The sequence below is a fragment of the Gordonia sp. VNK21 genome (genome assembly GCF_046098115.1).
Lineage (GTDB): Bacteria > Actinomycetota > Actinomycetes > Mycobacteriales > Mycobacteriaceae > Gordonia.
Genome location: NZ_JBJURU010000005.1, coordinates 25,098 through 50,437, shown reverse-complemented (window position 1 = coordinate 50,437; position 25,340 = coordinate 25,098). Strand labels below are relative to the sequence as shown.

Below are 25,340 nucleotides of genomic sequence, written 5' to 3'. Positions count from 1 at the left end.
TGTTCTCTCCTGCGTTCTTCGCGGTCCGTCAGAGGACGACGATGCCCTCGCCGATGCCGGCGCCGCGCAGGTCGCGGTACCAGCGCTCCACCGGGTGCTCCTTGGTGAAGCCGTGGCCGCCGAGCAGCTGCACGCCGTCCAGGCCGATCTGCAGGCCCTTGTCGATGGTCAGCTTGCGGGCCAGGGCGGCCTCGCGGGCAAAGGAGAGGCCCTGTTCGGCGCGGGAGGCGCCGCGCAGGGTCACCAGACGGATCGAATCCACCTCGGTGGCCATGGTGGCGACCATGAAGGCCACCGCCTGACGGTTGGAGATCGGCTCGCCGAAGGCCTCGCGCTCGTTCACGTAGGGGACCACGTAGTCGAGCATGGCCCTGCCGGTGCCGGCGGCCAGCGCCGCCCAGCCCAGCCGCGAGAGCCGGACGACGTTCGCGTAGTCGGCGGCGGCCTGCTCGCCCTCCACCTCGCCGAGCAGGGCGGTGGGCGGAACCGAGACGTCGTCGAGGACCAGCCGGCCCATGCCGGCGGCGCGCAGGCCCATGCTCGGGTCGGCCTCGACGGACAGGCCGGCGGTGTCGGATTCGACGATGAACAGGGCCGGACGGCCGTCGAGGGAGGCGCCGACGAGGAACAGCTCGGCGCTGCCCGCGCACGGCACGAACGACTTGATGCCGCTGAGCCGGTAGCCGCTGGGCACCCGGCTGGCCTTGGTCCGCAGGTCGAAGGCGTCGAACAGCGGGCGCGGCTCGGCGATCACGACGGCCGCGGCCGGCACGTTCTCGCCGGCGAAGTCCGGCAGGTAGGTGCGCTGCTGGCCGTCGCTGCCGAAGTTGGTGAGCGTGGTGGCCACACCCGACGGGGCCAGCAGCGGCAGGGCCAGGCCCATGTCGCCGTAGGCCATCGCCTCGGCGACCAGGGCGTTGGTCACCACCGCGCGATCGGCGGCGGCGCCGTCGAAGGCCTCTGGAACGTTGATCATGGTGATGCCGAGCTCGGCCGAGCGGGCGACGATGTCCTCCGGCGCGGTCGCGTTCTTGTCGGCGTCGTAGGCGGCCGGCCGCAGGATCTCGGTGGCGAAGTCCTTGACGGTCTCGGCGATCATCGCCTGCTCGTCGTCCGGGTTCAGGTTGAAGTAGCCCTTGTCCGAGGCGGCCGGGCGCTGCGGTGCGCCGCTGCTCGACACCTGCTTGAAGGCGCGGTTGGCGGCACCGAGGCTCTTGAAGCCGGTCTTGGTGGCCTCGTAGGCCACCCGGTTGATGGGCTCGCGCAGTCCGTACTTGTCGGCGAACTCCGAACCGGTCAGCGTCGACAGCGCGCGCATGGCGGCGCCGATGGGGCTGCGCTTATGCGGCTGGGCGCCGACGGAGGAGGTGTCGCGGGGTGCGGTCTTTTCGGTCATGGCCTCGATCTCTCGACGGGATGGACTGTCTGAGAGCGGATTCTTACTCCGCAGTAAGAAGAAACCTTACTCCGCGGTAAGAAGGTTGTCACGTGGCATCCTGAATCCATGCGGATCACATCTTTCGGACACTCCTGCGTACTGGTCGAGGACAGCGGCATCGCGATCCTGTTCGACCCCGGCAACCTGGCCGGCGACTTCACCGGTCTGACCGGCCTGGACGCCATCCTGGTGACCCATCAGCATCCGGATCACGCCGACCCGGACCGTCTGCCCGCCCTGGTCGCGGCCAACCCGGATGCGGTGCGCTACGCCGACCCGCAGACCGCGGCGATCTGGAATGCGAGCGGCGCCGCGGGGCAGTGGTCGGTGCTCGCTCCCGGCGAGGGCATCGCGCTGGGCGGGCTCACCGTGCGCGGCAGCGGCGGCCGGCATGCGGTGATCCATCCGGAACTGCCGGTGGTGGACAACACCGTCTACCTCATCGACACCCCGGACCGGCGTGCGGCGTTCATGCACCCGGGCGACAGTCTGTACATCCCCTTCGAGAACGTCGACGTGCTGGCGCTGCCGGCCGCGGCCCCGTGGCTCAAGATCAGCGAACCCGTCGACTATCTGCGCGCGGTGGCGCCCCGGGTGGCCTTCCCGATCCACCAGGGCGTGCAGTCCGACGCCGGCCGGGCCATCCACAACGCGCGCATCGACGAGATGAAGCCGGAGGGCACCGAGTTCCTGCTGCTGGAGGCCGGGATCCCCGTCGAACTCTGAGGCCCTGTCGAACTTTGAGGCCCCGTCGAACTTAGAGCCGTTGAGCGGCGGCGCTCAGCGCAGGGCGCTGAGCACGGCCTCGTGCAGCAGACCGTTGCTGGCCACGGCGCTGCCGCCGGCCGGGCCGGGGACGCCGTCGAGATCGGTGAACGTGCCGCCGGCCTCGCGGACCAGGATGTCGAGCGGGGCCAGGTCCCACAGCGACACCTCGGGTTCGGCGGTGACGTCCACCGCGCCCTCGGCGACGAGGCAGTAGTTGAAGAAGTCGCCGTAGCCGCGCACCCGCCAGACGGCGTCGGTGAGGTCGATGAACTTCTCGCGGATACCGCGGTCGGCCCACCCGGACAGGCTGGAGAACGCGAGCGACGACGACGCCAGCTCACCGACCGCCGACACCGACAGCGTGCGGGGCTCGGCGCCGTCGACCGTCATATGCGCGCCCGCGCCCTGCGCGGCCCACCACCGCCGATGCAGTGCGGGGGCGCTGACCACGCCGACCACCGGCACGCCGTCGACCAGCAGGGCGATCAGGGTGGCCCACACCGGTACCCCGCGGACGAAGTTCTTGGTGCCGTCGATCGGGTCGATCACCCACTGCCGTCCGCCCGGCACCGCCTCGCCGCCGAACTCCTCGCCGAAGACGGCATCGCCGGGACGCGCTGCGGCGAGCTTCTCGCGCAGCAGTCTTTCGCAGGCCAGGTCGGCATCGCTCACCGGCGTCAGGTCGGGTTTGGCATCGACCCGCAGATCCAGTGCCCCGAACCGGGAGGTGGTGAGCGTGTCCGCGGCGCCGGCCAGGTCGAGGGCCAGGGCCAGGTCGTCGGAAACGGTTGCGCTGTCGTGCGGGGAGGCCATGATCGCTTAGGGTACTGCTATGCCGTCCTGGATCCTCGCTCTGTTCGCCGTGCTGATCGTGGCGTCCGTGATCATGATGGTCATGCAGCGCCGCGGCGGAGGCCTGGGCGGCGGGGGTCTGGGCGGCGGGCCGTCCGGTGCCGGTTTCGCGCCCGGCATCCTCACCGTCACCGGGGTGAGCGGTCGCGGTGCCGCCGACAAGAACGGCAACGCCTACTTCACCGTCTCGGGAACCATCACCGGAGACCAGACGGCCCCCACCGAGGTCTACGGCACACTCATGCTCGCCGCCGGCGAACGCGAGCCGGTGATCGGCGACGACATCCCGGTCAGCTACAAGCCGGGCAAGACCGCCACCAGTTGGCGTTTCGGCGCAGCGCACTGATGCCCTCCGGCGGTCTTCGCGTGCCCTCCGGCGCTCTTGGCGCCTCCGCCAACAGGTACCCTCGACAACTGTGCACCCCGATGTCTCCGCTGATCTGGAATCGCTGAACACCACCCTCACCACCGTCGAGAAGGTGATGGATCTCGACGAGTTGCGCCGGACCATCAGCGAACTGGAGATGCAGGCCTCCGACCCCGATCTGTGGAACGACCAGGACCACGCGCAGCAGGTGACCAGCGCGCTCTCGCACGCCCAGTCCGAGCTGCGCAAGGTGACCGAACTGCGCGGACGCCTCGAGGACATGCCGGTGCTCTACGAGCTGGCCGAGGCCGAGGAGGGCGCCGCCCGCACCGAGGCCCTCGCCGATGCCGACACCGAACGCGAGCAGCTGCGCAGCGACATCGAGGCGATGGAGGTCAAGACCATGCTGGCCGGGGAGTACGACTCCCGCGAGGCCGTGGTCAACATCCGGGCCGGTGCCGGCGGCGTGGACGCGGCCGACTGGGCGCAGATGCTGATGCGCATGTACATCCGCTGGGCCGAGCAGCACGGCCACAAGGTGGAGGTCTACGACACCTCCTATGCCGAGGAGGCGGGGCTCAAGTCGGCCACCTTCGCGGTGAAGGACCCCTACATGTACGGCACCCTGTCGGTGGAGCAGGGTACGCACCGGCTGGTGCGCATCAGCCCGTTCGACAATCAGGGCCGCCGCCAGACCTCCTTCGCCGAGGTGGAGGTGCTGCCCGTGGTGGAGCAGACCGACCACATCGACATCGACGAGAACGACGTCAAGGTGGACGTCTACCGGTCCTCGGGTCCGGGCGGGCAGTCGGTGAACACCACCGACTCGGCGGTGCGGCTGACGCACATCCCCACCGGCATCGTCGTCACCTGTCAGAACGAGAAGAGTCAGCTGCAGAACAAGGCCTCCGCCATGCGCGTGCTGCAGGCCAAGCTGCTCGAACGTAAGCGGCAGGAGGAGCGAGCACAGATGGATGCGCTCAAGTCCGACACCGGCGCCAGCTGGGGCAATCAGATGCGTTCGTACGTGCTGCACCCGTACCAGATGGTCAAGGACCTGCGCACCGGGGTGGAGAACAACAACCCCGGCAATGTGCTCGACGGCGACCTGGACCAGTTCATCGAGGCCGGCATCCGCTGGCGCATGAATGACGATGACCAGTGACGACCGCTACCTGACCGAGCGGCTGGGCTGGCCCGACTGGACCTGGCCCATCGAGAAGTGGCTGGCCGTCGAAGGTCTGGAGATCGCCCTCTGGGTGATCGGCGCCTTCCTGGTGATCCGCTTCATCCGCTGGCTGTCGGGACGCTACGACCTGCGCGAGGACCGGCGCTTCTCCGACTCCGACGCGATCGTCCAGTCCGAGGACGCCAAACACAAGCGGGCACTGGTGGACGTGGTCACCTGGACGCTCATCGCGATCGTGGTGATCATCGTCGCGGTGCACGTGCTCACCGTCTTCAACATCCCGTTCGCCTCGCTGGTGGGACCCGGCGCCGTGGTGGGCGCCGCGCTGGGCTTCGGTGCGCAGCGGGTGGTTCAGGACGTGCTCGCCGGTTTCTTCATCGTCGCCGAACGGCAGTACGGCTACGGCGATCTGGTGCTGCTCTCGCTCACCGGCGGATCCACCGCCGAGGGCACGGTCGAGGATGTGACGCTGCGGGTCACCCGGCTGCGCACCAGCGACGGCGAGGCGATCATCGTGCCGAACGGCCAGGTGGTCAAGGCCTCCAACATGTCCCGCGAGTGGGCCCGGGCCGTCGTCGACGTGCCGCTGCCGCCGGACACCGACCTGTCGGTGGTCTCCGATGTCCTCGACCGGGTGGGCGAGAAGTTCTACGACACCCCGCGCTGGAACCGGCTGCTGTTCGACCGGCCGGCCTCCCTCGGGGTGACCGAACTGAACCTGGATGCGGTGACCATGCGGATGGTGGCGCGCACCCTGCCGGGCAAACAGTTCGAGGTGAGCCGGGCGCTGCGTGCGGCGGTGGTGCGCGGGCTGGCCTCGAGCGGGATCTTCGTCAGCGTGCCGGCCGCCGTCGCGACGGCGAAGCCGGCCGGAGCGGAGCACGCCGATGGCTGAGCACCCAGACACCGAACCCGAGGACGCCGGCACCGAGACGGCACACGAATCGGCGCCGCCGGAGCAGGAGCCGCGGATCGAGCGGCTGTGGCATCGGGTCAGCCACGTCTACAAGACCCGGGTGCGCACCACCACGGTGATCCTGGTGATCCTGTTCCTCGTGGGCATCCCGCTGTACTCCTACACCTCGCAGCGCTATTCCGATCCGGCACCCGACGTGGCACCGGTGCAGCAGCAGACCGTCCGGTCCACGCCCACCGAGGAGACCTCGACGCCGGAGAGCAGCACCAGCGAGGAATCGCCGAGCGAGACGTCGACGACCGGCAGCGACGGCCCCGATGCATCGGAGAGCAGCACGTCGACGCCGCCCTGGTATCTGCCGCGGACCGCCCCGGATCAGACGTCCACCACCGACGAGCCCGGAACACGCGCGCCACAGGACGGATCAGAAGGCTCTCAGGTCCCGTCGATACACTGACTGCTTGTGATCACGCTGACCGATGTGACGATGCAGTACCCCAAGTCGAGCCGTCCGGCGCTCAACGACCTGAGCCTGGAGATCGACCGGGGCGAGTTCGCCTTCCTCATCGGCCCGTCCGGATCCGGCAAGTCGACCTTCTTCCGGCTGCTGCTCAAGGAGGACAAGCCCACCAGCGGTGACGTCTTCGTCGGCGACTTCCACGTCAACACCCTGAAGGCGCGCGAGGTGCCCAAGCTGCGGCAGTCGATCGGCTGTGTCTTCCAGGACTTCCGGCTGCTCCAGCAGAAGTCGGTGGCCGACAACGTGGCCTTCGCGCTGGAGGTGATCGGGAAACCGATCTCGACGATCCGCGAGACGGTGCCCGAGGTGCTCGACTACGTGGGCCTGAGCGGGAAGGCCGACCGGATGCCCACCGAGCTCTCCGGCGGCGAGATGCAGCGTGTGGCCATCGCCCGCGCCATCGTCAACCGGCCGGCGGTGCTGCTCGCCGACGAGCCGACCGGCAACCTGGACCCGGAGACCAGCGAGGAGATCGTCGAGGTCCTCGACCGGGTGAACCGGCGCGGCACCACCGTGGTGATGGCCACGCACGACCGGCACATCGTCGACGCCATGCGCCGGCGGGTACTCGAATTCGACAACGGGAAACTGGTACGCAACGACGAGACCGGGGTGTACGGCATCGGCTGACGCCGGCCGGGACAAGGAAGCGAGTACTGTGCGAGCGAGTTTCATCCTGAGCGAGGTCCTCAACGGATTCCGCCGGAACATCACGATGACCGTCGCGATGATCCTGACCACCGCCGTCACTCTGGGCATGCTCGGCGGCGGGCTGCTGGTGATCCAGATGGCCGATAAGAGCCAGGACATCTTCATGGACCGCGTGGAGATGCAGTTCTTCATCAACGACGACGTGTCGGCCCGGGACGCCAACTGCACCCAGGATCCGTGCGCCGCGGTCAAGAAGGAGATGGAGGCCGAGCCGGGGGTCGGCTCGGTGACCTTCATCAGCCGCGACCAGGCCTACAAGGACGGCAAGGCGGCCTGGGCGGAGGACTCGCCGGAGATCGCCGAGTACATCCGCGAGGACTCCTATCAGGCGGCGTTGCGCGTGCGGATGGACGAGCCGAGCCGGTTCGGTGCGGTGCTGGACAAGTTCCGGACCGCCGAGGGGATCGACGGCGCGCTCGATCAGCGTGAACTGGTCAAACGGATCTTCAGCGTGCTCGACGGCGCCCGTAACGCCGCCTTCGCGGTGGCCGCGGTCCTGGCGATCGCCGCGATCCTGCTGATCGTCAACACCGTGCAGGTGGCCGCCTACACCCGCCGCACGGAGGTCTCGATCATGCGGCTGGTGGGCGCCACCCGGTGGTACACGCAGCTGCCCTTCCTGCTCGAGGCGGTGGTCGCCGCGGTGATCGGTGCGCTGCTGGCTATCGGCGGCCTGTTCCTGTCGAAGATATTCTTCTTCGACAAAGCGCTCGGCGACCTCTACGGTGTGAACATTCTGGCGCGCATCACGACGACCGATGTGTGGTTCGTCGCGCCGTGGCTGCTGGTGACCGGCATCGTGCTGGCCGGGGTCACCGCCTACGGCACCCTGCGCGTCTACGTCCGAGAGTGAAGGAGTAGTCAGGTGCCCAAGGAGAAGGGCCAGTCGGTGATCGCCACCAACCGCAAGGCCCGGCACGACTACACGATCCTCGACACCTACGAGTGCGGGGTCGTGTTGCAGGGCACCGAGGTCAAGGCGCTGCGCGAGGGCAAGGCGTCGCTGGTCGACGCCTTCGCCACCGTCGACGACGGCGAGGTGTGGCTGCACGCGGTGCACATCGCCGAATACGGCAACGGCAGCTGGACCAATCACGCGGTGCGCCGCAAGCGCAAGCTGCTGCTGCACCGCCGGGAGATCGACAACCTGATCGGCAAACTGCGCGACGGGAACCTGACCCTGGTGCCGCTGAAGATGTACTTCAGCGACGGCCGGGTCAAGGTGGAGCTGGCGCTGGCCCGCGGCAAGCAGGCGCACGACAAGCGCCGCGACATCGCCGAGCGGACCGCCAAGCGCGAGGTCGAGCGGGAGCTGGGCCGGCGGGTCAAGGGAATGTGAGCCGAGCCCTGCGGCGCCGCCTCCTCGCCGTCGCGGTGACGGCGGCGACGGGGCTGACGATTCTGGCCGGCTGCGCGGATCCGCCGTCGCCCACCACCCCGGCGCACCGGGCGGTGATGGGCTGGCTGGTCCGGGACGGTCAGGCGTGCGGCGCCACGGCGCAGGAGGTCCGCGAGCAGGCCGCGGCGCTGGTCGATCGGGGACTGACCGAGCTGGGCTTCACGACGCTGTACCTGGGCTGTCCGGGGACGGCGCTGCGCGGTGACGCCGGGCTGCGCCGGGACCTGGCGGCCGAGGGCCTGCACCTGGAAGTCCTCGCGCAGGGGCAGTGGCCGCTGACCGAGGTGGTCTCGACCCGGATGCCGCGGGCCGCAGCCTTCCGGACGGCGGTGACCCGGCGGCTGATGGCCGCCGGTCCGCTGCTCTACAGCGGTCCGGTGGCCGAGATGACCGACGAGGTCCTGGCGGACGTCGCCAATCGGGAGATCATCGAACTGAGCCTGGACGACCGCCGTGCGCCCGGCGCAGCCATCAACGGCGACCCGGATCTGTGGAGCCGCGCGATCGGCGATCAGGGGCTGCTGGTGTCCCTCACTAACGGCGGCACGGGGGAGGCCGAGCGCAGTGTGCCGATCGCCGCCCTCAACCTGGCCGGGGCCGACTCGGTGCCCGCCCACGACGTGTGGACCGGGACCCGGCTGGTCTCGGCCGACGGCCTGCTGACGGTGCGGCTGGCCGCGTCGGATTCGGCGCTGCTGCGGATCGGCTGAGCGGCCGGCACCGCGCGGGCGGCGATGTAGGCGAAGCCGAAGAGCAGTATCGGGATCAGCAGGTAACCGAACCGGCCGACCGGGGCGAGCAGGAAGAACACGGTCAGCCCGCCGGCGGTGTAGCAGGCCAGCGCGCTGAAGGTGCGTGGCGGCCGGCGGACCAGCAGGGCCGCGATCACCAGCGCGCACAGGGCCAGCAGACCGTAGGCGACCAGCGTGCCTGCCCGGCCGGACTCGACCAGCAGGACACCGGGCATCGGGCTGCGGGCGGGGGTGGGCACGTCGCCGTTGCCGGTGGGGAACAGGAAGACCTGCGAGATCGCATCGGACAGCGCCAGCATGGCCGGCAGCGTGAAGACCGCGGCCGCGACGGTGAACGCGATCAGGAACCGGGTGATGGAGCGGAGTCCGTAGACGGCGATCAGGTAGGCCAGCACCACCGGCAGCACCAGCAGGGAGATCCACTTGATGGCGAACGCGGCCGCGAGGAAGACGGCGCCGGTCGCGATGCGGCGCACCGAGACGCACACCAGGGTCAGCAGCAGGAAGCCGGCGAACGGCAGGTCGACGCCGCTGGCGCACAGTTCCAGGGCCACCGTCGGGGAGGCGATCAGCAGCAGGACGATGCCCTGCGCCCGGGAGGTGTGCGCGCCCAGCACGCGCAGCGAGATCACCACGGCGACCACCGCGGCCAGGGCACACCAGATCCGCGGATCGCCGACCACATGCCAGAAGGTCGACGAGTCCAGGCCGATCCGTTCGAGGATGGCCCGGGGAAAACCGAACACCGACATGAGCGGCAGATACGGGTCGATGTCGTTGATGTCGGTGGCGCCGGGCCGGTAAGGGACTCCGGTGGTCAGCAACTGACGGCCCGAGTCGGCGACCACGTTGATCTCGTTCTGCAGCTGAGATCCGTCCGTGAGCAGGTCGAAGAACGGGATGACGACGGCGCCGGTCAGCGCCGCCATCCGGGCCGCCAGGGTGCGGCGGTGAGCGCAGAGACCGGTGCTGAACCAGCCGAGCGCGGTGGGCAGTCCGGCCGGTGCGGCCGGCCCGAAGCGGCGCAGCGCGAACCTGCCGGGCGGCAGCGGGCAGAGCATGATGTAGGCGGCCACCGCATAGCCGACAGCGGCCGAGCGGGCCCAGATGATGTGCGCGTCGAGCGCCGACGTGGCCGCGAGTGCGAAGGCCCCGGCGCCGAAGATCAGGTAGGCGGCGGTCTCGCCGTGCGCCGTCGACATCACCCGTGGGAGTCGTGCCACACCGCTCACCCCCGTGATTCGTCGAGACATCTCCAAGATGTGTATTCTACATATCTACGTTCCTTTGATGTAACCCTAAGGGTGAGTATGGCCGCAACCACAGGTGAGGGTTCTGCGACGGCGATCACGACGACACCGCCGGCGGCCACGGCTGCGCGCGACGCGGGCGGCGCGGTGGCCGCCGGTCCCCGGGAACGCACCTCTGCGCTCGCCGCCCGGCTCGTCCGCTACCTGTCCCGGCCGCACTGGTGGATCGAGATCCTGCTGGTCTGGTCGATCTACCAGGCGTACTCGTATGTGCGGAACCTCGGCGGCAAGGAGACCGCGCCGGCGATGCTCAACGGCGAGCACATCCTCGACATCGAGAAGGCGCTGCACATCGACGTCGAACTGACGCTGAACCGGTGGCTGCACGACAATCCGTGGCTGGAGAATCTGGCCGCGCTGCACTATCACACGCTGCACTGGTGGGTGACGATCGGCGTCGCGGTGTGGCTGTACTGCACCAACCGGCCCGGCTACCGGCGCGCCTCGCTGGTGCTGGCATTGACCACGATCATCGCGCTGGTCGGCTTCTACCTGATCCCGACGGCGCCGCCGCGGATGTTCGACGGCTACCTCGACACCATGAGCTACACCTCGTCCTGGGGCTGGTGGGGCATCTCCGGTTCTCCGGGGCCCGAGTCGATCACCAACGAGGTGGCCGCGATGCCGTCGCTGCACTGCGGCTGGGCCATCTGGGCGGGGATGATGATCGCCCTGTACGCCCGCCGCCGCTGGTTGCGGGTGCTCGGCATCCTCTATCCGATGACCACGGTCTTCGTGGTGATGGCCACGGCCAATCACTATCTGCTCGACGTCGTCGCGATCATGGTCGTGCTGGCGGTGGCAATGGCCGTCGTCTATGCGCCGTGGCATCTGCTGTGGGGCCGGCTGGCGCGGCTGCGGAGAAACCGGGATGATTCCGGCGCCGTCGTCGGTTAAACTTAAGTGTCCACTGGAAACAGCGGGCACCTGCAAGGGGCTGATCGGTTTCGACTACGTCCACCAACGCAGGGGAAGCGTGTCGGTGCAGGCTGGAGACCACCGTATGAGCGTCGCAGCAACCAATTAAGCGCCGATTCCAATCAGCGCGACTACGCTCTCGCTGCCTGATCAGCGAGGCTAGTCTGTCGGCCCGGGTTTTCGTCCCTGAACCCGGATGCCGGCATCAGCTAAGGGACTTACCGTTCGCCCCGGTCGCGGGGACGGGCGGGACACCCAACAGCGACTGGGATCGTCATCTCGGCTTGTTCGCGTGACCGGGAGATCCGAGTAGAGACAGAGCGGACTGCACACGGAGAAGCCCTGCCGCCGTGACGGAGGACCCGGGTTCAATTCCCGGCAGCTCCACAAGGCGAAGGCCCCCGACCGTCAGGTCGGGGGCCTTTCTCGTCGGCGGAGGGTCAGTGAGCGTCGGGACGGTGGGCCTGGGCCGGGTCCGGCTCGTCGCGGGAGTACCAGGCGATCACGGCGATCATCAGGACGGCCAGCGGGAGCAGCCACAGGGTGTTGAACGACTTGTCGTCGGCGGGCGGAGCGGGCTCGGCGATCTCGACGGCCGGCGGCGACGGCATCTCGGTCGGATCGGCGATCTCCTCGCCGGAGTTCTGCGCCGGATTGAACAGCGCATTGGTGCCGACGTTGAAGTCCACCTCGGTCACCGCGCCGGTCCGTTCGGTGGTCAGCCGTGCCCGGTAGGTGCCGAGCCCCTGGTCGAAGTCGGTCATCACCAGCACGCGGGCGTGACCGTCTGCGTCGGCCCGCACCCAGGGCTGGGCGCTCAGGTAGTCCGGGCCCTCCACCGCGACCCGGTACAGATCGTGCGGCTGGGCGCCGTCGACGGTGATCACCGCGGTCCCGGCCTGTTCGATGTTCTCCTCGTCGAGGGCGAGCGTGGTCTGGTCGCTCGGGTCGAAGGCGATCGGCGTCCACGCGTGATTGACCGTGCCGCCGGTCTCGGGGCGTTCGCTGTACGCGGCGACGAAGCACCGGGTCTGCAGGCAGTTGGTGTCCCGGAAGATCGGCTGGGCCTTGAGTTCGGCCGCGAACCGGCCCTGCTCGTCGGCGGTCACCGTCACGGGCGCGGTGTGCTCGGTGGGCCGCGAGTTCTGCGGCTCGGCGACGGTCTGCACCACGTGCAGCCGGCTGCGCGGGACGAAGCCGCTGCCGGCCACCTTCATCACGGTGCCCTGGCGCAGTTGCGTTGCCGGCTTCACCGACAGCTTCGGGGCGGCCGCATCGGTCGCGCCGGACCCGCCGGTGAAGGTGAGCCGCGCGGACGCATCCTGGCTGCGGTCGACGGCCCCGTTCGGCAGGGCGGCGAGGGTGCTGATGTAGCAGCGGGTGCGGACGCAGTCGACTCCTGGCAGCGTCCGGCGCACGGTGATGCTGGTGCGGAAGGCGCCGGTGCCGTCGGTCTGCACGCGCTTCTTGCCCACATGCCCCACCGGCACGCCCACGGCCGGGAGCTTGATGCCCTCGAAGACGTACAGCTGCTGGTGGGCGCGGTATCCGCTGCCGCGGATCGTCACCTCGTCGCCGGTGGTCAGACCGGTGGCGGGCGTCGCTGTGAGCGTCGGGCCGGTCACCGGCCGGGCGGGGGCCGCCGCGGGCGCACAGACCAGCAGAACCGCCGCCGCCGAGAGGAAGGCGGCGAGGAGCGCTCGCATCAGGGCAGGCCTTTCGATAGTTCCGTCGAGTGGACGTTACTGCGGAGGCCGCCGCGCCGGGGCCGCTCGCCCGGGAGCGGGCATGATCTGATGGACGGCTGGCGCGAAAGCGCGGTCCGCGCCGTCAGGGCAGCGACGGCGTCGCCGGCCCGGCCGCATCCTCCTTCGGCCGCGGGCGCAGCAGCCACGCGGCCAGCAGGCCGCCGAGCGCCCCGCACAGGTGGCCCTGCCAGGACACCGAGCCGTCACGCGGGAGCACGCCCCAGAGCACCGAACCGTAGACGGCCAGCACCAGCAGGCCCAGCAGGATCTGCCCGAACGCCCGGTTGAACACCCCGCGCACGAGCAGGAAGGTGAGCCAGCCGAAGACGATGCCGGAGGCGCCGACGGTCACCGCACTGCTCGGACCGATCAGCCACACGCCCAGCCCGGAACAGACCCAGACCACGGCGGTCACCACCAGGAACTGCCGGGTCATCAGCACCAGGAAGCCGAGCACCAGGCCGGGCACCAGATTGGCGAACAGATGCTCCCAGCCGGCGTGCAGGAACGGCGCCCACACGATGCCGTCGAGGCCGTCGACGCGGCGGGCGACGATGCCGTACCGGTCGAGACGGTAGTCGCCGGCCGCGTCGATCGCCTCGATCACGATCAGCAGCACCGCGATGGCGGCCATCACGATCATGGACCGCTGCCACAGCGGCCGCGGGCCGGCCGGGGCGGTGGGGGAGGTCGGGTTCGCGGCTATGTCGGATGCACCTCGATCACCGGATCGCCGATCGCCACGTCGCCGTCGGCGACCTGCTCGACGGAGGCGAACTTCTTGGTGTTCATGACGATCACCGGGGTAGCCATCGAATAGCCGGCGGCCTCGATCTTGCCCCGGTCGAAGGTCACCAGCGGGATCCCGGAGGTCACCTTCTGCCCGGCCTTGACGTGCACGTCGAAGCCGTCGCCCTGCATCTGGACGGTGTCGATCCCGACGTGGATGAGCAGTTCGACGCCGCCGTCGAGGACCATGCCGAAGGCGTGGCCGGTGGCCTGCGCGGCCACCACCATGCCGTCGCCCGGGGCCACCACCGTGTCACCGCTGGGCAGGATCCCCACGCCGTCGCCCATGGTGCCCTTGGCGAACACCGGATCGGGGATGTCGGCCAGGGCGATCACCTCGCCGGCCAGCGGCGCACCGATCGCGATGGCCTCGGCGGGCTTGTCGAGGACGGCGGTGGCCGCGGCCGGGGCGGCGGCACTCGTCGCGCCGTCGCCGTCGCCGGCCCCGCCGGAGAGCGCCGCGCCGGAACCGGCGTCGTCGGCGCCGGCCGGCTCGTCCGCCGCCTCCGCGGCCGCAGCGGCTTCCGCGGCGTCGCGGGCGGCCTCGAACTCGGCCTGCTGCTCGGGGGTGCGGAAGCCGCTGATGGCCACCAGGAACATCGCGGTGAAGAAGGCGGCCGCCACGGCGATCGCGTACAGCACCACGCTGTCGAACGCCGGGATGGTCAGCAGCGAGGTGAAGACGAAGGCGTTGGTCTTCACGCCGCCGCCGATACCGATGATCAGGCCGCCGACGAAGCAGCCCACCAGCATCCGCGGATAGATCCGCCGGAAACGCAGATGGATGCCGTAGAGCGAGGGTTCGGAGATGCCGCCGAACAGGCCTGCGGCCAGAGCGCCGGTGGCCGTCTGCCGCATCTGGGAGTCGCGTTGCCGCCAGGCCAGCAGCAGCACACCCGCCGTCGCACCGAAGCAGGCGAAGTTCCAGGCGCCCATCGGCCCCTGGATGAAGTCGTAGCCGAGGGTCTGGATGTTGAGCAGCATGATCGCGTTGATCGGCCAGTGCAGGCCCAGCGGCACCATGAACGGGTAGGCCAGCGGGATGACGATGGCGAAGATGAACGGCGAGAAGTCGTTGATCGACTTGAGTAGATCGCCCAGACCGGCGCCGGCGTACACACCGATCGGACCGATCAGGAAGGCGGTCACCGGGATCATGACCAGCATGGCGAAGAAGGGCACGAAGACCAGGTGCACCGACGGCGGGATGATCTTCTTCAGGCCCTTGTACAGCGGGCCGAGCAGCGCGGCCATCAGCAGCGGCGGGAAGACCTGCGAACTGTAGTCGTTGAGGGTCAACGGGATGCCGAAGATGTCGATGGTCTTGACGTCGAAACCGGCGATCGAGTGACTCGTCACGCCGTCGGCCTCACTGAGGTCCATGTAGCCGGGCAGCATCAGCACCGCCATGATGCCGAAGCCCACCCACGGATCGGCGCCGACCTTCTTCGACGCGTTGTAGGCGATCATCAGCGGCAGGAAGACGAAGATGCACTGCCAGGCCAGGTTGATGAACTGCCAGGACGGGCTCAGCTGCGGGGCGTTGGGGTCCGGGTTGTTCCACTGCGGAATCACGTCCAGCGTCGCCATCAGCGACATGAAGGTGATGAACAGGGAGGCGCCGAGCAGGGCGCCGAGGATCGGCCGGAACGAGTCGGACAGGAACTCGAACAGCGAGTCGAGCCAGGCGCTCTTGCCGCGCGGGCCCTTGGCCCGGGCCGCCGCCTTCACCGCGTCGGCGTCACCGCCCTGCGCGGCCATCTCGGGCAGCGCCATGATCTTCGAGTACACGTCCTGGACCGCACCGCCGATCACCACCTGAAAGTGGTTGTCGCCCTGAGCGACCGCACCGAGCACCCCGGGCACCGCCTCGGCGGCCTCCTTGCTGGCCAGCGATCCGTCGCGTAACTCGAATCGCAGACGGGTGGCGCAGTGGGTGAGGCTGGCGACGTTCCCGGCGCCGCCCACGCTCTCGATGATGGCGGATGCGTTGTTGTCCGGCATGGTTAAGAATCTTGCCCCTCGGGGCGCGTCGCACCAAGCGGAATCGTCAACTCGGTACCGGGATGCACTCGGCCCCCGCACCTGACCGGTGCGGGGGCCGAGTGGAGATGTGCTACTTCACGCCCGAGAAGACGTGCAGCAGAGCATTGAGTACGGCGTCGTTGTCCTGGATCGCGGTCCAGAGAATCTGATCGAACACGCAGGCCTCCATCGTGGGTAGTACGTTCGGTCGACCACTACTGTACCCGGTCTTCGCCGATCACACGTTGTCGAGAGCGCTGAGCACCTCGTAGACCCCGTCGGCGTAGGCCTGACGCACGCGCTTCTTGTCGAACTTGCCCACCGAGGTCTTCGGCACCTCGGTGACGAACGACCAGCGCTCCGGGATCTGCCACTTGGGCAGCCGTTCGGCCAGGAAGGAGCGCATCGTCTCGACGTCGGCGGCACCCTCGTCGTCGAGCACCACCAGCACGAACGGACGCTCATCCCACTTGGCGTCGGGGACGCCCACCACGGTGGCCTCCACCACGTTCGGGTGGGCGGCGATGACGTTCTCCAGTTCCACCGACGAGATCCACTCGCCGCCGGTCTTGATCAGGTCCTTGGCCCGGTCGACGATCGTCATGTAGCCGTCGGGGCTGATCTTGGCGACGTCACCGGTGCGCAGCCAGCCGTCGTGGAACTTGGCCGGATCGGAGACGTTGCCGGCAGGGTCGTAGTAGGCGCCGGTGATCCACGGCCCCGACACCTCGAGCTCGCCGACCGCCTCGTTGTCCCAGGGCAGCGGCTTGTCGTCGTCGCCGATGATGCGGGCGTGCACCGGGGCGGGGAATCGTCCCTGGGTGACCCGGTAGCCGAAGGCCTCCTCCGGATCGGTGACGCCGGCGGGGACGCGGGCGATGCTGCCCAGCGGCGAGGTCTCGGTCATGCCCCAGGCGTGGGTGATGGGAGCGCCGAAGTCGTCGAACTTCTCGATCATGGCCGGCGGCACCGCGGCGCCGCCGACGATCACCTCGCGCAGATGACTGATGTCCTGCGGGGCGGCGTCGAGCTGCGCGGCCACCCCGGCCCAGATGGTGGGCACGGCGGCGGCGAGGGTGCAGCGGGCCTCGGCGAGCATGGCCAGCAGCGGCTCGGGCTGCAGGAAGCGGTCCGGGTTGATGATGGTGGCCCCGGCCATCATCGCGGCGTACGGCAGGCCCCAGCTCATGACGTGGAACATCGGCACGATGGCCAGCACACTGTCCTGGTTGGACAGGGCCAGGCCCATGGTGGAGGTGCCCAGCAGCGAGTGCAGGTAGATGCTGCGGTGCGAATACACCACGCCCTTGGGGTCTCCGGTGGTGCCGGAGGTGTAGCACATCACCGCGGCGGCGGTCTCGTCCAGTTCGGGCCAGTCGTACTCGGTGGGCTCGCCGGCGATCAGCTCGTCGAAGGCGTGCACCGTGATGCCTTCGGGGGCGGTCAGCGAGTCGACGGGGCCGTTGACCACCACCACGTGCTTCACGCCGGGGGTGCCCTGCAGGTACTGGCTGAGCATCGGGGCCACGGTGGCGTCGACGAAGATCACCTGGTCGTCGGCGTGGTTGATGATGAACGTGGCCTGCTCGGGGGACAGGCGCAGGTTCAGGGTGTGCAGCACCGCTCCCATCGCCGGGACGCCGGCGTAGATCGCCTGGTGTTCGTTGTTGTTCCACATGAAGGTCGCGACGCGGTCGCCGATCCCGATGCCGAGTTTGGCCAGTGCGTGGGCGATACGGGCGCCGGTGTCGCCGATCTCGCTGAAGCTCTGGTCCCGAAGCCCGGAGCCGGTCCAGGTCCGTACCCGTGCCTCCGGGAACACCCGTCGGCTGTGTTCGACGAGACTCGAGATGGTGAGCGGCCCGGTCTGCATGGTGGATTGGATCATTGCTTCTTGGCTCCTTCGGCGCGGTGGTACGCAGCTCACACCGGGGTCGATGTGAGCGAGGCCATTATCTCAACTGAGGCCATTATCTCAACTATCGTGCTCGGCGGGGCGCAGTGCGCGCCATCCGGCTGCTGAAGAAAGAGCGACGATGACGATTCTGGACAGTTTCCGCCTCGACGGGAAGGTGGCCGTGGTGACCGGCGCCTCGAGCGGGCTCGGTGTCGGATTCGCCACGGCGCTCGCCGAAGCCGGCGCCGACGTGGTCCTCGTCGCCCGGCGCGCCGACCGGCTCGCCGAGACCGCCGCCGCCGTCGAGGCGCTCGGGCGCCGGGCACTGGCGGTCAGCGGCGACGTCGTCGACCCGCAGGCGTGCACCGATGCGGTGGCCCGGGCGATGGAGGAGTTCGGCCGGGTGGACGTGCTGGTCAACAACGCCGGCATCGGTTCGGCGGTGCCCGCGCTGCGCGAGGAGCCCGACGAGTTTCGCCGGGTGGTGGACGTGAACCTCAACGGCACCATGTGGATGGCGCAGGCCTGCGCCCGCGTGATGACGCCGGGCAGCACCATCGTCAACATCGCCAGCGTGCTCGGCCTCACCAGCGTCCTGATGCCGCAGGCCGCCTACAGCGCCTCCAAGGCCGCGGTGATCGCGCTGACCAAGGATCTGGCGCAGCAGTGGACGCCGCGCAAGGGGATCCGCGTCAACGCGATCGCGCCCGGCTACTTCGTCTCGGAGATGACCGACGAGATGGGCGACGACGCGATGTCGCGGTATGTGGTGCCGCGCACCCTCTTCGGCCGGCTGGGCGAGCAGGGGGAACTCAATCCGGCGCTGCTGTTCCTGGCCAGTGAGGCGAGCAGCTACGTGACCGGGGTGACGCTGCCGGTGGACGGCGGCATGCTCGTCAGCTGAGCCGCAGCGGTGCCGGCCCGGTCCGGACGGGTCAGCGGCGCCGGTCGAGGGCCTGCCCGACGAAGCGCAGGGCGGCGCCCTGCCACAGGCCGACGTGATCGAGCATGGCGTGCCCGCCGCCCGGGACGGCGACGTACTCGGCCTGCAGTCCGCGGGCGGCCAGTTCGGCGATGCCCTTGGCGGTGCGGGCCGGCCGGGTGACGGTGTCGCCCTCACCGTGGATCGCGAGCACCCGGGCGCCGTCGTGGATTCGGCGCCAGTCCGCGAACTGCCACCAGGGGGCCAGCGCGAGGATGTCGGTGACCCGCTCGTCGTCGCCGAGCTGGGCGACCAGCCGGCCGCCCATGGAATGGCCGACGAGGACCACCGGGGTGTCCGGGTAGCGCCGGGTGAGCCGGTCGAGTGCGTGGCGGGCGTACGGGAGCGGGCTGGCCTGACCGCCGTTCCAGCCGCGGACCCGGTAGCCGGCCTGGTGCACGCGCACCGACGCCCCGAAACGCGCCTGGATGGAGGCGGTGAACGGATACATGCGCAGCGCCGACGGCTGCCACCGGGAGAACGGCTGATAGCTGAAGTCGGTGCCGCCGGGCAGCACCAGGACCGCCACTGCGGGCGACGACGGGGTGAGCAGCGGCGGCTTCGGCAGCGACAGCGTGGGCAGCGACATGACCGCCAGGGTAGCGAGCGGTGGCAGAATCGTTGTCATGGTGCACCCCCGGGCCGGTACGCCGGCGCAGCAGCAGGACCTGATCGACGTCGACGCGGTCGAGCGCGCGTACTACCGGCTGGTGCCCGATCCGGCCGACCCCGATCAGCGGGTGGTCTTCGGCACGTCGGGGCATCGGGGCAGCAGTTTGACGGGCGCGTTCACGCAGACCCATGTCGCGGCGATGACCCAGGCGATCGTCGAACACCGGGCGGCCGCGGGCATCGCCGGGCCGCTGTTCATCGGTTTCGACACCCACCTGCTGTCCGTGCCGGCGTGGCGGACTGCGCTGGAAGTGCTTGCCGCGCACGACGTTCCCACCTTCACCGCCACCGACGACCAGTACACTCCCACGCCGGCGGTGAGCCGGGCGATCCTGGAGTTCAACGCCGCCAACCCGGGCGTGCAGGCCGACGGCATCGTGGTGACGCCGTCGCACAATCCGCCGGCCGACGGCGGCTTCAAATACAACCCGCCCAGCGGCGGGCCGGCCGACTCGTCGATCACCTCGGCGATCGCGGCGCGCGCCAACGAACTGCTCGCCGACGGCCTCGAGCGCATCGACCGGGTGAGTTTCGAGCGGGCCCGGACGGGGCCGAGTGTGCACGACTACTCGTTCATCGACGCCTACGTGTCGGCGCTCGACCAGGTGGTGGACATGCCGGCGATCGCCGCTTCCGGTCTGCGCATCGGCGCCGACCCGATGGGCGGGGCGTCGGTGGCGTACTGGGGCGCGATCAAGGAGCACTACCGGCTCGACGGGCTGACCGTGGTCAATCCGGTGGTCGATCCGCAGTTCGGCTTCATGACCCTCGACACCGACGGTGCGGTGCGGATGGACTGCTCGTCGCCGCATGCGATGGCCTCGCTGATCGCGGCGCGCGAGAAGTACGACATCGGCACCGGCAACGATGCCGACGCCGACCGGCACGGCATCGTCACCGCCGACGCCGGCCTGATGAACCCGAATCACTATCTGGCGGTGGCGATCGACTATCTGTTCACGCACCGGCCGGACTGGGCGGCCGGTACCGCGGTGGGCAAGACCCTGGTGTCGTCGTCGCTCATCGACCGGGTGGTGGCCGGGATCGGCCGGCGGCTGTTCGAAGTGCCGGTGGGCTTCAAGTACTTCGTCGACGGCCTGCTCGACGGCTCGCTCGGCTTCGGCGGCGAGGAGAGCGCGGGGGCGTCGTTCCTGACCAGGGCCGGCGGCACCTGGTCGACCGACAAGGACGGGCTGATCATGGATCTGCTCGCTGCGGAGATCCTCGCGGTGACCGGGAAGACGCCGTCGCAGCGCTACGCCGAGCTCGCTCAGACGTACGGCTCGAGTGCCTACGCCCGGATCGATGCGCCGGCCGACCGGGAGCAGAAGGCCCGGCTGGCGGCGCTGAGCGCCGATCAGGTGACCGCCGACGCGCTGGCCGGCGAGCCGATCACCGCGGTGCTCACCGCCGCGCCCGGCGACGGCCAGCCGATCGGCGGGCTCAAGGTGACCACCGAGAACGCCTGGTTCGCGGCGCGCCCGTCGGGCACCGAGGACAAGTACAAGATCTACGCCGAATCGTTCCGCGGACCCGAGCATCTGGCACAGGTGCAGTCCGCGGCGCAGGAGCTGGTGGACGGGGTCCTCGGCTGAGCCGGCCGGGAGGCGACGAGGGCGGTTCAGCCTGTGGTGCTGGGCCACCACTGGGCCAGCTCGGCGAGCTTGCGCCGGGCGGCGGCCACCCCTTCGGGGCCGAACTGGCCGGCGATCCCGGCCAGCGGTGAGCCGTCGCCGAAGGGACGGCGGATCAGCTCGCGCACCAGCGGGCGCATGGTGGAGAAGTCGATACCCTCGTCGTCGCTGCGCTGGGACAGGAAGTCGTCCATCTCCAGGGTGGAGGCGTCGTCGGACAGGAACGCCGACATGGCCTCCCCGAGACCGTGATCGACCAGATGCCAGGCCTGCGGGCCGCTCAGAGTGGCGACGCCGACGAATGTGACCGGCTCGTCGGTACGCACCCGTGGGCGCCAGGACGAGACGGCCGCGCGCACCAGATCCGGGGGCAGCTCGTCGTCGTCGCGATCCCAGGACAGAACGGTCACGCTGTCGCCGTCGCGGGCCAGCCGCACCCAGTTCCCGCCGCCGTCGTCGGTCCGCAGCTCGCCGGAGGTGCAGCACACCAGATCGTCGACGCCAGCGGCTGCGGCGGCGGAACCGAAGGCGGCCATCCGCCGGGCCACCGTCTCGACGCTGCCGAGCGTCCACGGCGACCAGGGCAGCGAACGGGGAACGGTCACGGCGGTGTCCTCTCGGCTCGGTGATCTTCGCGCCAAGCTACGCCCGCGCGGCGGGAAAGGGGAGCGCTCGTCAGTCATTCGACGCACACGGCCGCGCGGGGCCGATCGCTAGAGTCGTGCAGGTGAGTAAGAAATCCACCGCTGCGCCCCGCGAGAACCCCGACTACACGCCCCGCGCCACCTCGAGCCGGGCGACGTACATCCTGGGCGGGATCGCAGTGGTGGTGATCGCCGCGGTGATCGGGGTGGTGGTGTGGCTGAACAACCGCGACTACCCGCCGGCCGATCAGCAGGTGCTGGCCGAGAACGCCACCTTCACCCTGGGGCCGGAGAACGCGCCGGTGGTGCTCGACGTCTTCGAGGACTTCCACTGCCCGCACTGCAAGACCTTCGCCGCCGAGTCCGACGATGCGCTGCTGGCGGCGGCGCAGGCCGGTCAGGCGCAGGTGCGCTATCACATGCTGCACTTCCTGGACGGTGAGTCGTCGTCGGGCAGCTTCTCCTCCCGCGGGTCCGGTGCGATGCTCTGCGCCGCCGGCGAGGACGACCGGGTGCTGGCGACGCTGCACGGTTCGATCTTCGCCCAGTCCGACGCGGATCCCGACGATGCTGCGCTGGCCGGACTCGCCGAGCAGGCCGGGGCGAGCGAGGCGGCCCGGGCGTGCATCGCGGCCGGGGAGAAGGTCGACGAGGCGCGGGCGCGGGCCGACGCGAGCCAGGAACAGCTCAGCAACGTGCACCGCGGCCGGGCGCAGACGCCCACCGTGCTTCGCGACGGTGAACTGGTGGAGAAGATCAGCGGCTCGCACTGGCTCGAGCCGGTCCTGCAGCCGACCACCGGGAAGTAGCCTGACCAGCCGATTTGGCCGCCTTGATCGGCATACGGTAGGTTAGCTAACGCACTCGTTGAGAGTTGCAGAACTGAATACGGGGCTATGGCGCAGCTGGTAGCGCACCACACTGGCAGTGTGGGGGTCAGGGGTTCGAGTCCCCTTAGCTCCACATAAGTTGAGAAAATCGAAACCTGCCCCGCCTGAGTGCGGGGCAGGTTTGTTTTTGCGGTCACCGGCTCGGGGACATCGGTGTTGACGTGGGCGAGGACGCTGGCCGCGGGCTCGGCAGAGACGACGCTGATGTTCTCGTCCTCGTCGATGATGATGCGGTCGAACAGGGCTCGGTTTAGCATGCGGCGTTCAGCGGGTTCGCATCGGTTGTAGAGATCGCCGAGGTCGGTAAGCAGGTCAAGGAGCTCGCCGAGACCGTCCCGGGCGCCGGTATAGGTGGCCGTCATGGTGTCGAGGCGTCTGGTGATCTGGTCGAGGCTGGTGCGGATGCGTTCCTGCTCGCTCTTGAGCAGGTCCAGAGGGATCGCGTCGGCGTAGTGGGCCTGGACGAGCTTGAGTCGTTCTGCTTTGAGCTTGTCTTTCTGGGCTTCGAGGAGCTTGCGTTCGTCGTCGCTACCGTGGGTCACGCAGGTAGAGGCCGCCTACCCACAAGATGCCGCCGTTGACGTTGCGTTGGAAGAGTCCCGGTGCTTGGTGACATGACCCGCTTGGGCTCTCACCCCCAGAAGATTGGATCCTGGTGGCTGCCGATGTAGTCGAGCAGTGACTGGACGTTCTTCGTCGGACGCTTGCGGGTGTACTCGTGGAACTTCATGTACCGATCGCGCCAGTAGATGCTCCACTGCCCGGTCTTGACGGTGTAGCGGAGGCGCGCGACCGGGAACCGCGTCCAGTCTCCCTGCCCGTCCCACGGCGGCCTCGCCTCAATGATCGTGACGTGCCGGTCGGCAATCTCGGCTTCTACCCTTACCTGATCCCACAGGTGCTCGGGCACGCGTTCACGGCACCAGCGGCCGATGCGCAGCAGGTCGGTCTCGGGCATCGCCATACGTCCATTCTGCTGTCCGTCCTGCTCGGTAGCCTCAAAGCTGTGGCGGATACCAAGCAGACGAAGACCATCGGGGAGCACCATGTAGCGGCGGAGCTGGCCCGACGTGGCTGGGCGCCGGCGCTGACGCGGGACGGCCTGGAGCGCACCGACATCCTCGCCGTGCTCGCCGACCCGGATAACCGCCGGATGGTCGAGATCCAGGTGAAGACGGCGCGAGGCTCATCCTGGCGGTCGATCAGCTGGCCGCTCGGATCGAAGTCGCAAGGGCCGAGCCAGCACGAGCGGGAGTACTACGTCATGGTGGCTGTTCCTCACGATCTCACCCTGACGCCGCGGAACTTCGTCGTGCCGCGCTCGCACGTCGCCGCCGCCGCGTGGATCGAGCACATGAACTGGCTGACCGAGCCCGGAATCGAACCGGGCAAGCGGAACGCGCCGGTCGAACGGTCACGGGTGCTGCTCTCCACGTTCGAGCGCTACGAAGATCGCTGGGACCTGCTGCTGGTCAACGAGTCGGAGGCGCCGGTGTTGCTCCCGGAGCGCTACCGGGAACTCGCGCAGGAGGAGCGCGTCGGGCTGCCTCCGGGGCACGCCTGGCACGCCGTACTGCCGGAGTGGTGATGCCGCCATGAGTCCCGATGTTGACCGCCCTGCTCGCAGCACGATCAAGCTCAATCCAGCGCAGGTCGCCGTGCTCGAGTGGATACAGAGCGGCTGCCCTGACGGTGTCTATCCGAACGACTCGTACACGCACCGGATCACGGCGCGAGCGCTTGCCAGCCGGGGCCTGGTGCGCATCAGCGGGCATGGAGCGTCGTGGCGGGCCGAGCCGACGGAACGAGGCCGTGTGTGGCCGGAGCCGACCGAAGAGGACGAAGCTCTAGAGCGGTCGGCTCGAGCACCGAAGCCCCCTGCTGTCGTTGCTGCTGACGAGGAGCACGTTGGGGCGACAGTGCGTGCGATGCGTCGCGTTCAGCGCACAGGGTCTGGGAAATCATCGCAGAAGCCGCGCACCCGGCAGGTGCAGAAGCAGGAGACGTACATGAGGTACAAGGTCGTGGTGACACGCGTGCAGGTCGCCGAGCGGTGGGTGCGGGCGACTGACGAAGAGGACGCGGCGAAGAAGGTGCAGGAGGAGTTCAGCCGTCCGTATGGCTACTTCGGCTCCTGGAAGGACGTGGCATCGGAAGTCGAAGTGGTCGAAGCCGAACAGACAACGGTGATCCGACCGAACCTGCTGTCGGAGTCCGGGCCGATGCTGCTTTCGCTCAAGGACGCGGGCAAGGCGTTGGGGATTCCCTACTCGGCTGTCTACGAGCTGACGAACCGCGGGGATATTGAGCACACGAAGATCGGCAGCCGGAAGTACATCTCGCGCGAGTCTCTGATGGCGTTCATCAAGGAGAACACGCATCGGGGATACTCCGGCTGAGGCGGGTGGTCGGGGTTCCCAGGGACGCTTTGGGGCCGCTACTGCCGGACTGGGCTTCGCCGGGGGAGGACGGTATGTTCCTCCTCCCTGCCCTCCCGGAAAGGAGCCCTCCGCTATGCCAAGACGCCTCCATTACCTCCGTCTCGCCGACTATGGCAAGGACTCTATTGCTGCCAACACCGCCGTCTTCGATAACGACCCGAGTATATCGACTGGGACTGCTGCACGGTTAGGTGACAGGTTGTAGTCACGCCGCCAGTGCGGCGGTCGTGTTCATGATGGTCTCGAACTCGATGGGCGTCAAACGGCCCAGGCGGGCCTGACGACGGCGACGGTGGTAGGTCCTCTCGATCCAGGTCACGATCGCGATGCGTAGCTGCTCGCGGGTGGTCCAGGAGCGGCGGTCGAGGACGTTACGTGCGCACAGTGGTGCTGGAACATGGAGTACATGCAGAGGACGAAGACGTGGACGGCCCACGCGCCGAAGACGCTACTAAAGGGTCTGGGACACGCGACTTGC

The 25,340-nt window shown here is 69.0% G+C and carries 24 protein-coding genes, 1 tRNA gene, 1 other RNA gene and 1 pseudogene; 17 read left to right on the top strand and 10 right to left on the bottom strand.

What is annotated here, in order from left to right; translation table 11 throughout:
• Window positions 1–28 precede the first annotated feature (28 nt).
• Window positions 29–1,396, bottom strand: a complete 1,368-nt coding sequence (locus ACJMNC_RS07065) for an acyl-CoA dehydrogenase family protein (protein WP_408947241.1) — start codon at window positions 1,394–1,396, stop codon at window positions 29–31.
• 108 nt (window positions 1,397–1,504) lie between these two features.
• Here ACJMNC_RS07065 and ACJMNC_RS07060 point away from each other — a divergent pair, with 108 nt between their 5' ends.
• Window positions 1,505–2,164, top strand: coding sequence for an MBL fold metallo-hydrolase (locus ACJMNC_RS07060; RefSeq protein WP_408947240.1), 660 nt, complete (start codon window positions 1,505–1,507; stop codon window positions 2,162–2,164).
• A 54-nt stretch (window positions 2,165–2,218) separates the two neighbouring features.
• Here ACJMNC_RS07060 and hisN read toward each other — a convergent pair whose 3' ends face one another.
• Entirely contained in the window at window positions 2,219–3,019 is an 801-nt protein-coding gene (gene hisN / locus ACJMNC_RS07055) for a histidinol-phosphatase (RefSeq protein WP_408947239.1), read from the bottom strand.
• A 19-nt stretch (window positions 3,020–3,038) separates the two neighbouring features.
• Between hisN and ACJMNC_RS07050 the strand changes: the two genes are divergently transcribed.
• The 10 genes from ACJMNC_RS07050 to ssrA all read left to right on the top strand — a co-directional run bounded on the left by ACJMNC_RS07050 (window position 3,039) and on the right by ssrA (window position 11,530).
• Window positions 3,039–3,404, top strand: a complete 366-nt coding sequence (locus tag ACJMNC_RS07050) for a hypothetical protein (RefSeq protein WP_408947238.1) — start codon at window positions 3,039–3,041, stop codon at window positions 3,402–3,404.
• Window positions 3,405–3,474: 70 nt separating this feature from the next.
• Window positions 3,475–4,590, top strand: coding sequence for a peptide chain release factor 2 (prfB, locus tag ACJMNC_RS07045; protein WP_408947237.1), 1,116 nt, complete (start codon window positions 3,475–3,477; stop codon window positions 4,588–4,590).
• Window positions 4,580–5,509: a mechanosensitive ion channel family protein gene (locus ACJMNC_RS07040; RefSeq protein WP_408947236.1), complete on the top strand. Its 930-nt coding sequence runs from the start codon at window positions 4,580–4,582 to the stop codon at window positions 5,507–5,509. Before prfB ends, ACJMNC_RS07040 begins: the two co-directional genes overlap by 11 nt.
• Window positions 5,502–5,987 carry a hypothetical protein gene (locus tag ACJMNC_RS07035; RefSeq protein WP_408947235.1) on the top strand — a complete coding sequence of 162 codons (486 nt, stop codon included), beginning with the start codon at window positions 5,502–5,504 and terminating at the stop codon, window positions 5,985–5,987. The genes ACJMNC_RS07040 and ACJMNC_RS07035 overlap by 8 nt, the downstream gene beginning before the upstream one ends.
• A gap of 6 nt (window positions 5,988–5,993) precedes the next feature.
• The gene (gene ftsE, locus ACJMNC_RS07030) at window positions 5,994–6,680 is read left to right on the top strand and encodes a cell division ATP-binding protein FtsE (protein ID WP_408947234.1); all 687 of its coding nucleotides are present in this window, start codon (window positions 5,994–5,996) and stop codon (window positions 6,678–6,680) included.
• Window positions 6,681–6,708: 28 nt separating this feature from the next.
• Window positions 6,709–7,614 carry a permease-like cell division protein FtsX gene (gene ftsX / locus ACJMNC_RS07025; RefSeq protein WP_408947233.1) on the top strand — a complete coding sequence of 302 codons (906 nt, stop codon included), beginning with the start codon at window positions 6,709–6,711 and terminating at the stop codon, window positions 7,612–7,614.
• A gap of 12 nt (window positions 7,615–7,626) precedes the next feature.
• Window positions 7,627–8,100 carry an SsrA-binding protein SmpB gene (gene smpB, locus ACJMNC_RS07020; protein ID WP_408947232.1) on the top strand — a complete coding sequence of 158 codons (474 nt, stop codon included), beginning with the start codon at window positions 7,627–7,629 and terminating at the stop codon, window positions 8,098–8,100.
• Window positions 8,097–8,870, top strand: coding sequence for an alpha-galactosidase (locus ACJMNC_RS07015; protein ID WP_408947231.1), 774 nt, complete (start codon window positions 8,097–8,099; stop codon window positions 8,868–8,870). Before smpB ends, ACJMNC_RS07015 begins: the two co-directional genes overlap by 4 nt.
• 1,352 nt (window positions 8,871–10,222) lie before the next feature.
• Entirely contained in the window at window positions 10,223–11,119 is an 897-nt protein-coding gene (locus ACJMNC_RS07010; RefSeq protein WP_408947230.1) for a phosphatase PAP2 family protein, read from the top strand.
• Between the two features lie 36 nt (window positions 11,120–11,155).
• Window positions 11,156–11,530, top strand: a transfer-messenger RNA (tmRNA) gene (ssrA, locus tag ACJMNC_RS07005).
• A 50-nt stretch (window positions 11,531–11,580) separates the two neighbouring features.
• Here ssrA and ACJMNC_RS07000 read toward each other — a convergent pair.
• From ACJMNC_RS07000 to ACJMNC_RS06985, 4 genes are all read right to left on the bottom strand, one after another.
• Window positions 11,581–12,846 carry a neocarzinostatin apoprotein domain-containing protein gene (locus ACJMNC_RS07000; RefSeq protein ID WP_408947229.1) on the bottom strand — a complete coding sequence of 422 codons (1,266 nt, stop codon included), beginning with the start codon at window positions 12,844–12,846 and terminating at the stop codon, window positions 11,581–11,583.
• 124 nt (window positions 12,847–12,970) lie between these two features.
• Complete coding sequence (locus ACJMNC_RS06995; protein ID WP_408947228.1) at window positions 12,971–13,531, bottom strand: rhomboid family intramembrane serine protease; 561 nt, start codon at window positions 13,529–13,531, stop codon at window positions 12,971–12,973.
• Window positions 13,532–13,590: 59 nt separating this feature from the next.
• The gene (locus tag ACJMNC_RS06990) at window positions 13,591–15,681 is read right to left on the bottom strand and encodes a glucose PTS transporter subunit IIA (protein WP_408947227.1); all 2,091 of its coding nucleotides are present in this window, start codon (window positions 15,679–15,681) and stop codon (window positions 13,591–13,593) included.
• 259 nt (window positions 15,682–15,940) lie between these two features.
• Window positions 15,941–17,590 carry a long-chain fatty acid--CoA ligase gene (locus ACJMNC_RS06985; protein ID WP_408947226.1) on the bottom strand — a complete coding sequence of 550 codons (1,650 nt, stop codon included), beginning with the start codon at window positions 17,588–17,590 and terminating at the stop codon, window positions 15,941–15,943.
• A gap of 148 nt (window positions 17,591–17,738) precedes the next feature.
• Here ACJMNC_RS06985 and ACJMNC_RS06980 point away from each other — a divergent pair, with 148 nt between their 5' ends.
• Window positions 17,739–18,503, top strand: a complete 765-nt coding sequence (locus ACJMNC_RS06980) for an SDR family NAD(P)-dependent oxidoreductase (RefSeq protein ID WP_408947225.1) — start codon at window positions 17,739–17,741, stop codon at window positions 18,501–18,503.
• 31 nt (window positions 18,504–18,534) lie between these two features.
• On the opposite strand, the gene ACJMNC_RS06975 is transcribed toward ACJMNC_RS06980, so the two are convergent.
• A complete protein-coding gene (locus ACJMNC_RS06975) occupies window positions 18,535–19,170 on the bottom strand; it encodes an alpha/beta hydrolase (RefSeq protein ID WP_408947224.1) in 636 nt (211 codons plus the stop codon).
• A 37-nt stretch (window positions 19,171–19,207) separates the two neighbouring features.
• Here ACJMNC_RS06975 and pgm point away from each other — a divergent pair, with 37 nt between their 5' ends.
• On the top strand, window positions 19,208–20,848 hold the full coding sequence (gene pgm / locus ACJMNC_RS06970) for a phosphoglucomutase (alpha-D-glucose-1,6-bisphosphate-dependent) (protein ID WP_408947223.1): 1,641 nt from the start codon (window positions 19,208–19,210) through the stop codon (window positions 20,846–20,848).
• A 26-nt stretch (window positions 20,849–20,874) separates the two neighbouring features.
• Here pgm and ACJMNC_RS06965 read toward each other — a convergent pair whose 3' ends face one another.
• The gene (locus ACJMNC_RS06965; protein WP_408947222.1) at window positions 20,875–21,492 is read right to left on the bottom strand and encodes a hypothetical protein; all 618 of its coding nucleotides are present in this window, start codon (window positions 21,490–21,492) and stop codon (window positions 20,875–20,877) included.
• A 122-nt stretch (window positions 21,493–21,614) separates the two neighbouring features.
• Here ACJMNC_RS06965 and ACJMNC_RS06960 point away from each other — a divergent pair, with 122 nt between their 5' ends.
• Both ACJMNC_RS06960 and ACJMNC_RS06955 read left to right on the top strand, forming a co-directional pair.
• Window positions 21,615–22,340 carry a DsbA family protein gene (locus tag ACJMNC_RS06960; protein ID WP_408947221.1) on the top strand — a complete coding sequence of 242 codons (726 nt, stop codon included), beginning with the start codon at window positions 21,615–21,617 and terminating at the stop codon, window positions 22,338–22,340.
• A gap of 81 nt (window positions 22,341–22,421) precedes the next feature.
• Window positions 22,422–22,494, top strand: a tRNA-Ala gene (locus ACJMNC_RS06955).
• 558 nt (window positions 22,495–23,052) lie between these two features.
• Here ACJMNC_RS06955 and ACJMNC_RS06950 read toward each other — a convergent pair.
• Entirely contained in the window at window positions 23,053–23,385 is a 333-nt protein-coding gene (locus tag ACJMNC_RS06950; protein WP_408947220.1) for a DUF3024 domain-containing protein, read from the bottom strand.
• A 42-nt stretch (window positions 23,386–23,427) separates the two neighbouring features.
• On the opposite strand from ACJMNC_RS06950, the gene ACJMNC_RS06945 reads away from it, so the two are divergent.
• Both ACJMNC_RS06945 and ACJMNC_RS06940 read left to right on the top strand, forming a co-directional pair.
• Window positions 23,428–24,009 (top strand): hypothetical protein, encoded by a 582-nt coding sequence (locus ACJMNC_RS06945; RefSeq protein WP_408947219.1) that lies wholly within the window; start codon window positions 23,428–23,430, stop codon window positions 24,007–24,009.
• A gap of 7 nt (window positions 24,010–24,016) precedes the next feature.
• Window positions 24,017–24,820 carry a helix-turn-helix domain-containing protein gene (locus tag ACJMNC_RS06940; RefSeq protein ID WP_408947218.1) on the top strand — a complete coding sequence of 268 codons (804 nt, stop codon included), beginning with the start codon at window positions 24,017–24,019 and terminating at the stop codon, window positions 24,818–24,820.
• 247 nt (window positions 24,821–25,067) lie between these two features.
• Here the strand turns inward: ACJMNC_RS06940 and ACJMNC_RS06935 are convergent.
• Window positions 25,068–25,273 (bottom strand): annotated as a pseudogene (locus tag ACJMNC_RS06935) (IS3 family transposase); the annotation flags it as partial.
• Between the last annotated feature and the right edge of the window lie 67 nt (window positions 25,274–25,340).

What these genes read in the sequence shown, in the direction of transcription:
- ACJMNC_RS07065 (WP_408947241.1), bottom strand. Translation starts at nt 1,396, where the DNA reads ATGACCGAAAAGACCGCACCCCGCGACACCTCCTCCGTCGGCGCCCAG.
- ACJMNC_RS07060 (WP_408947240.1), top strand. Translation starts at nt 1,505, where the DNA reads ATGCGGATCACATCTTTCGGACACTCCTGCGTACTGGTCGAGGACAGC.
- ACJMNC_RS07000 (WP_408947229.1), bottom strand. Translation starts at nt 12,846, where the DNA reads ATGCGAGCGCTCCTCGCCGCCTTCCTCTCGGCGGCGGCGGTTCTGCTG.
- ACJMNC_RS06990 (WP_408947227.1), bottom strand. Translation starts at nt 15,681, where the DNA reads ATGCCGGACAACAACGCATCCGCCATCATCGAGAGCGTGGGCGGCGCC.
- ACJMNC_RS06985 (WP_408947226.1), bottom strand. Translation starts at nt 17,590, where the DNA reads ATGATCCAATCCACCATGCAGACCGGGCCGCTCACCATCTCGAGTCTC.
- hisN (WP_408947239.1), bottom strand. Translation starts at nt 3,019, where the DNA reads ATGGCCTCCCCGCACGACAGCGCAACCGTTTCCGACGACCTGGCCCTG.
- ACJMNC_RS06995 (WP_408947228.1), bottom strand. Translation starts at nt 13,531, where the DNA reads ATGATCGTGATGGCCGCCATCGCGGTGCTGCTGATCGTGATCGAGGCG.
- ACJMNC_RS07035 (WP_408947235.1), top strand. Translation starts at nt 5,502, where the DNA reads ATGGCTGAGCACCCAGACACCGAACCCGAGGACGCCGGCACCGAGACG.
- ACJMNC_RS07040 (WP_408947236.1), top strand. Translation starts at nt 4,580, where the DNA reads ATGACCAGTGACGACCGCTACCTGACCGAGCGGCTGGGCTGGCCCGAC.
- ACJMNC_RS06980 (WP_408947225.1), top strand. Translation starts at nt 17,739, where the DNA reads ATGACGATTCTGGACAGTTTCCGCCTCGACGGGAAGGTGGCCGTGGTG.
- ACJMNC_RS06940 (WP_408947218.1), top strand. Translation starts at nt 24,017, where the DNA reads ATGAGTCCCGATGTTGACCGCCCTGCTCGCAGCACGATCAAGCTCAAT.
- pgm (WP_408947223.1), top strand. Translation starts at nt 19,208, where the DNA reads ATGGTGCACCCCCGGGCCGGTACGCCGGCGCAGCAGCAGGACCTGATC.
- ACJMNC_RS07050 (WP_408947238.1), top strand. Translation starts at nt 3,039, where the DNA reads ATGCCGTCCTGGATCCTCGCTCTGTTCGCCGTGCTGATCGTGGCGTCC.
- ACJMNC_RS06950 (WP_408947220.1), bottom strand. Translation starts at nt 23,385, where the DNA reads ATGGCGATGCCCGAGACCGACCTGCTGCGCATCGGCCGCTGGTGCCGT.
- ACJMNC_RS07010 (WP_408947230.1), top strand. Translation starts at nt 10,223, where the DNA reads ATGGCCGCAACCACAGGTGAGGGTTCTGCGACGGCGATCACGACGACA.
- ACJMNC_RS06975 (WP_408947224.1), bottom strand. Translation starts at nt 19,170, where the DNA reads ATGTCGCTGCCCACGCTGTCGCTGCCGAAGCCGCCGCTGCTCACCCCG.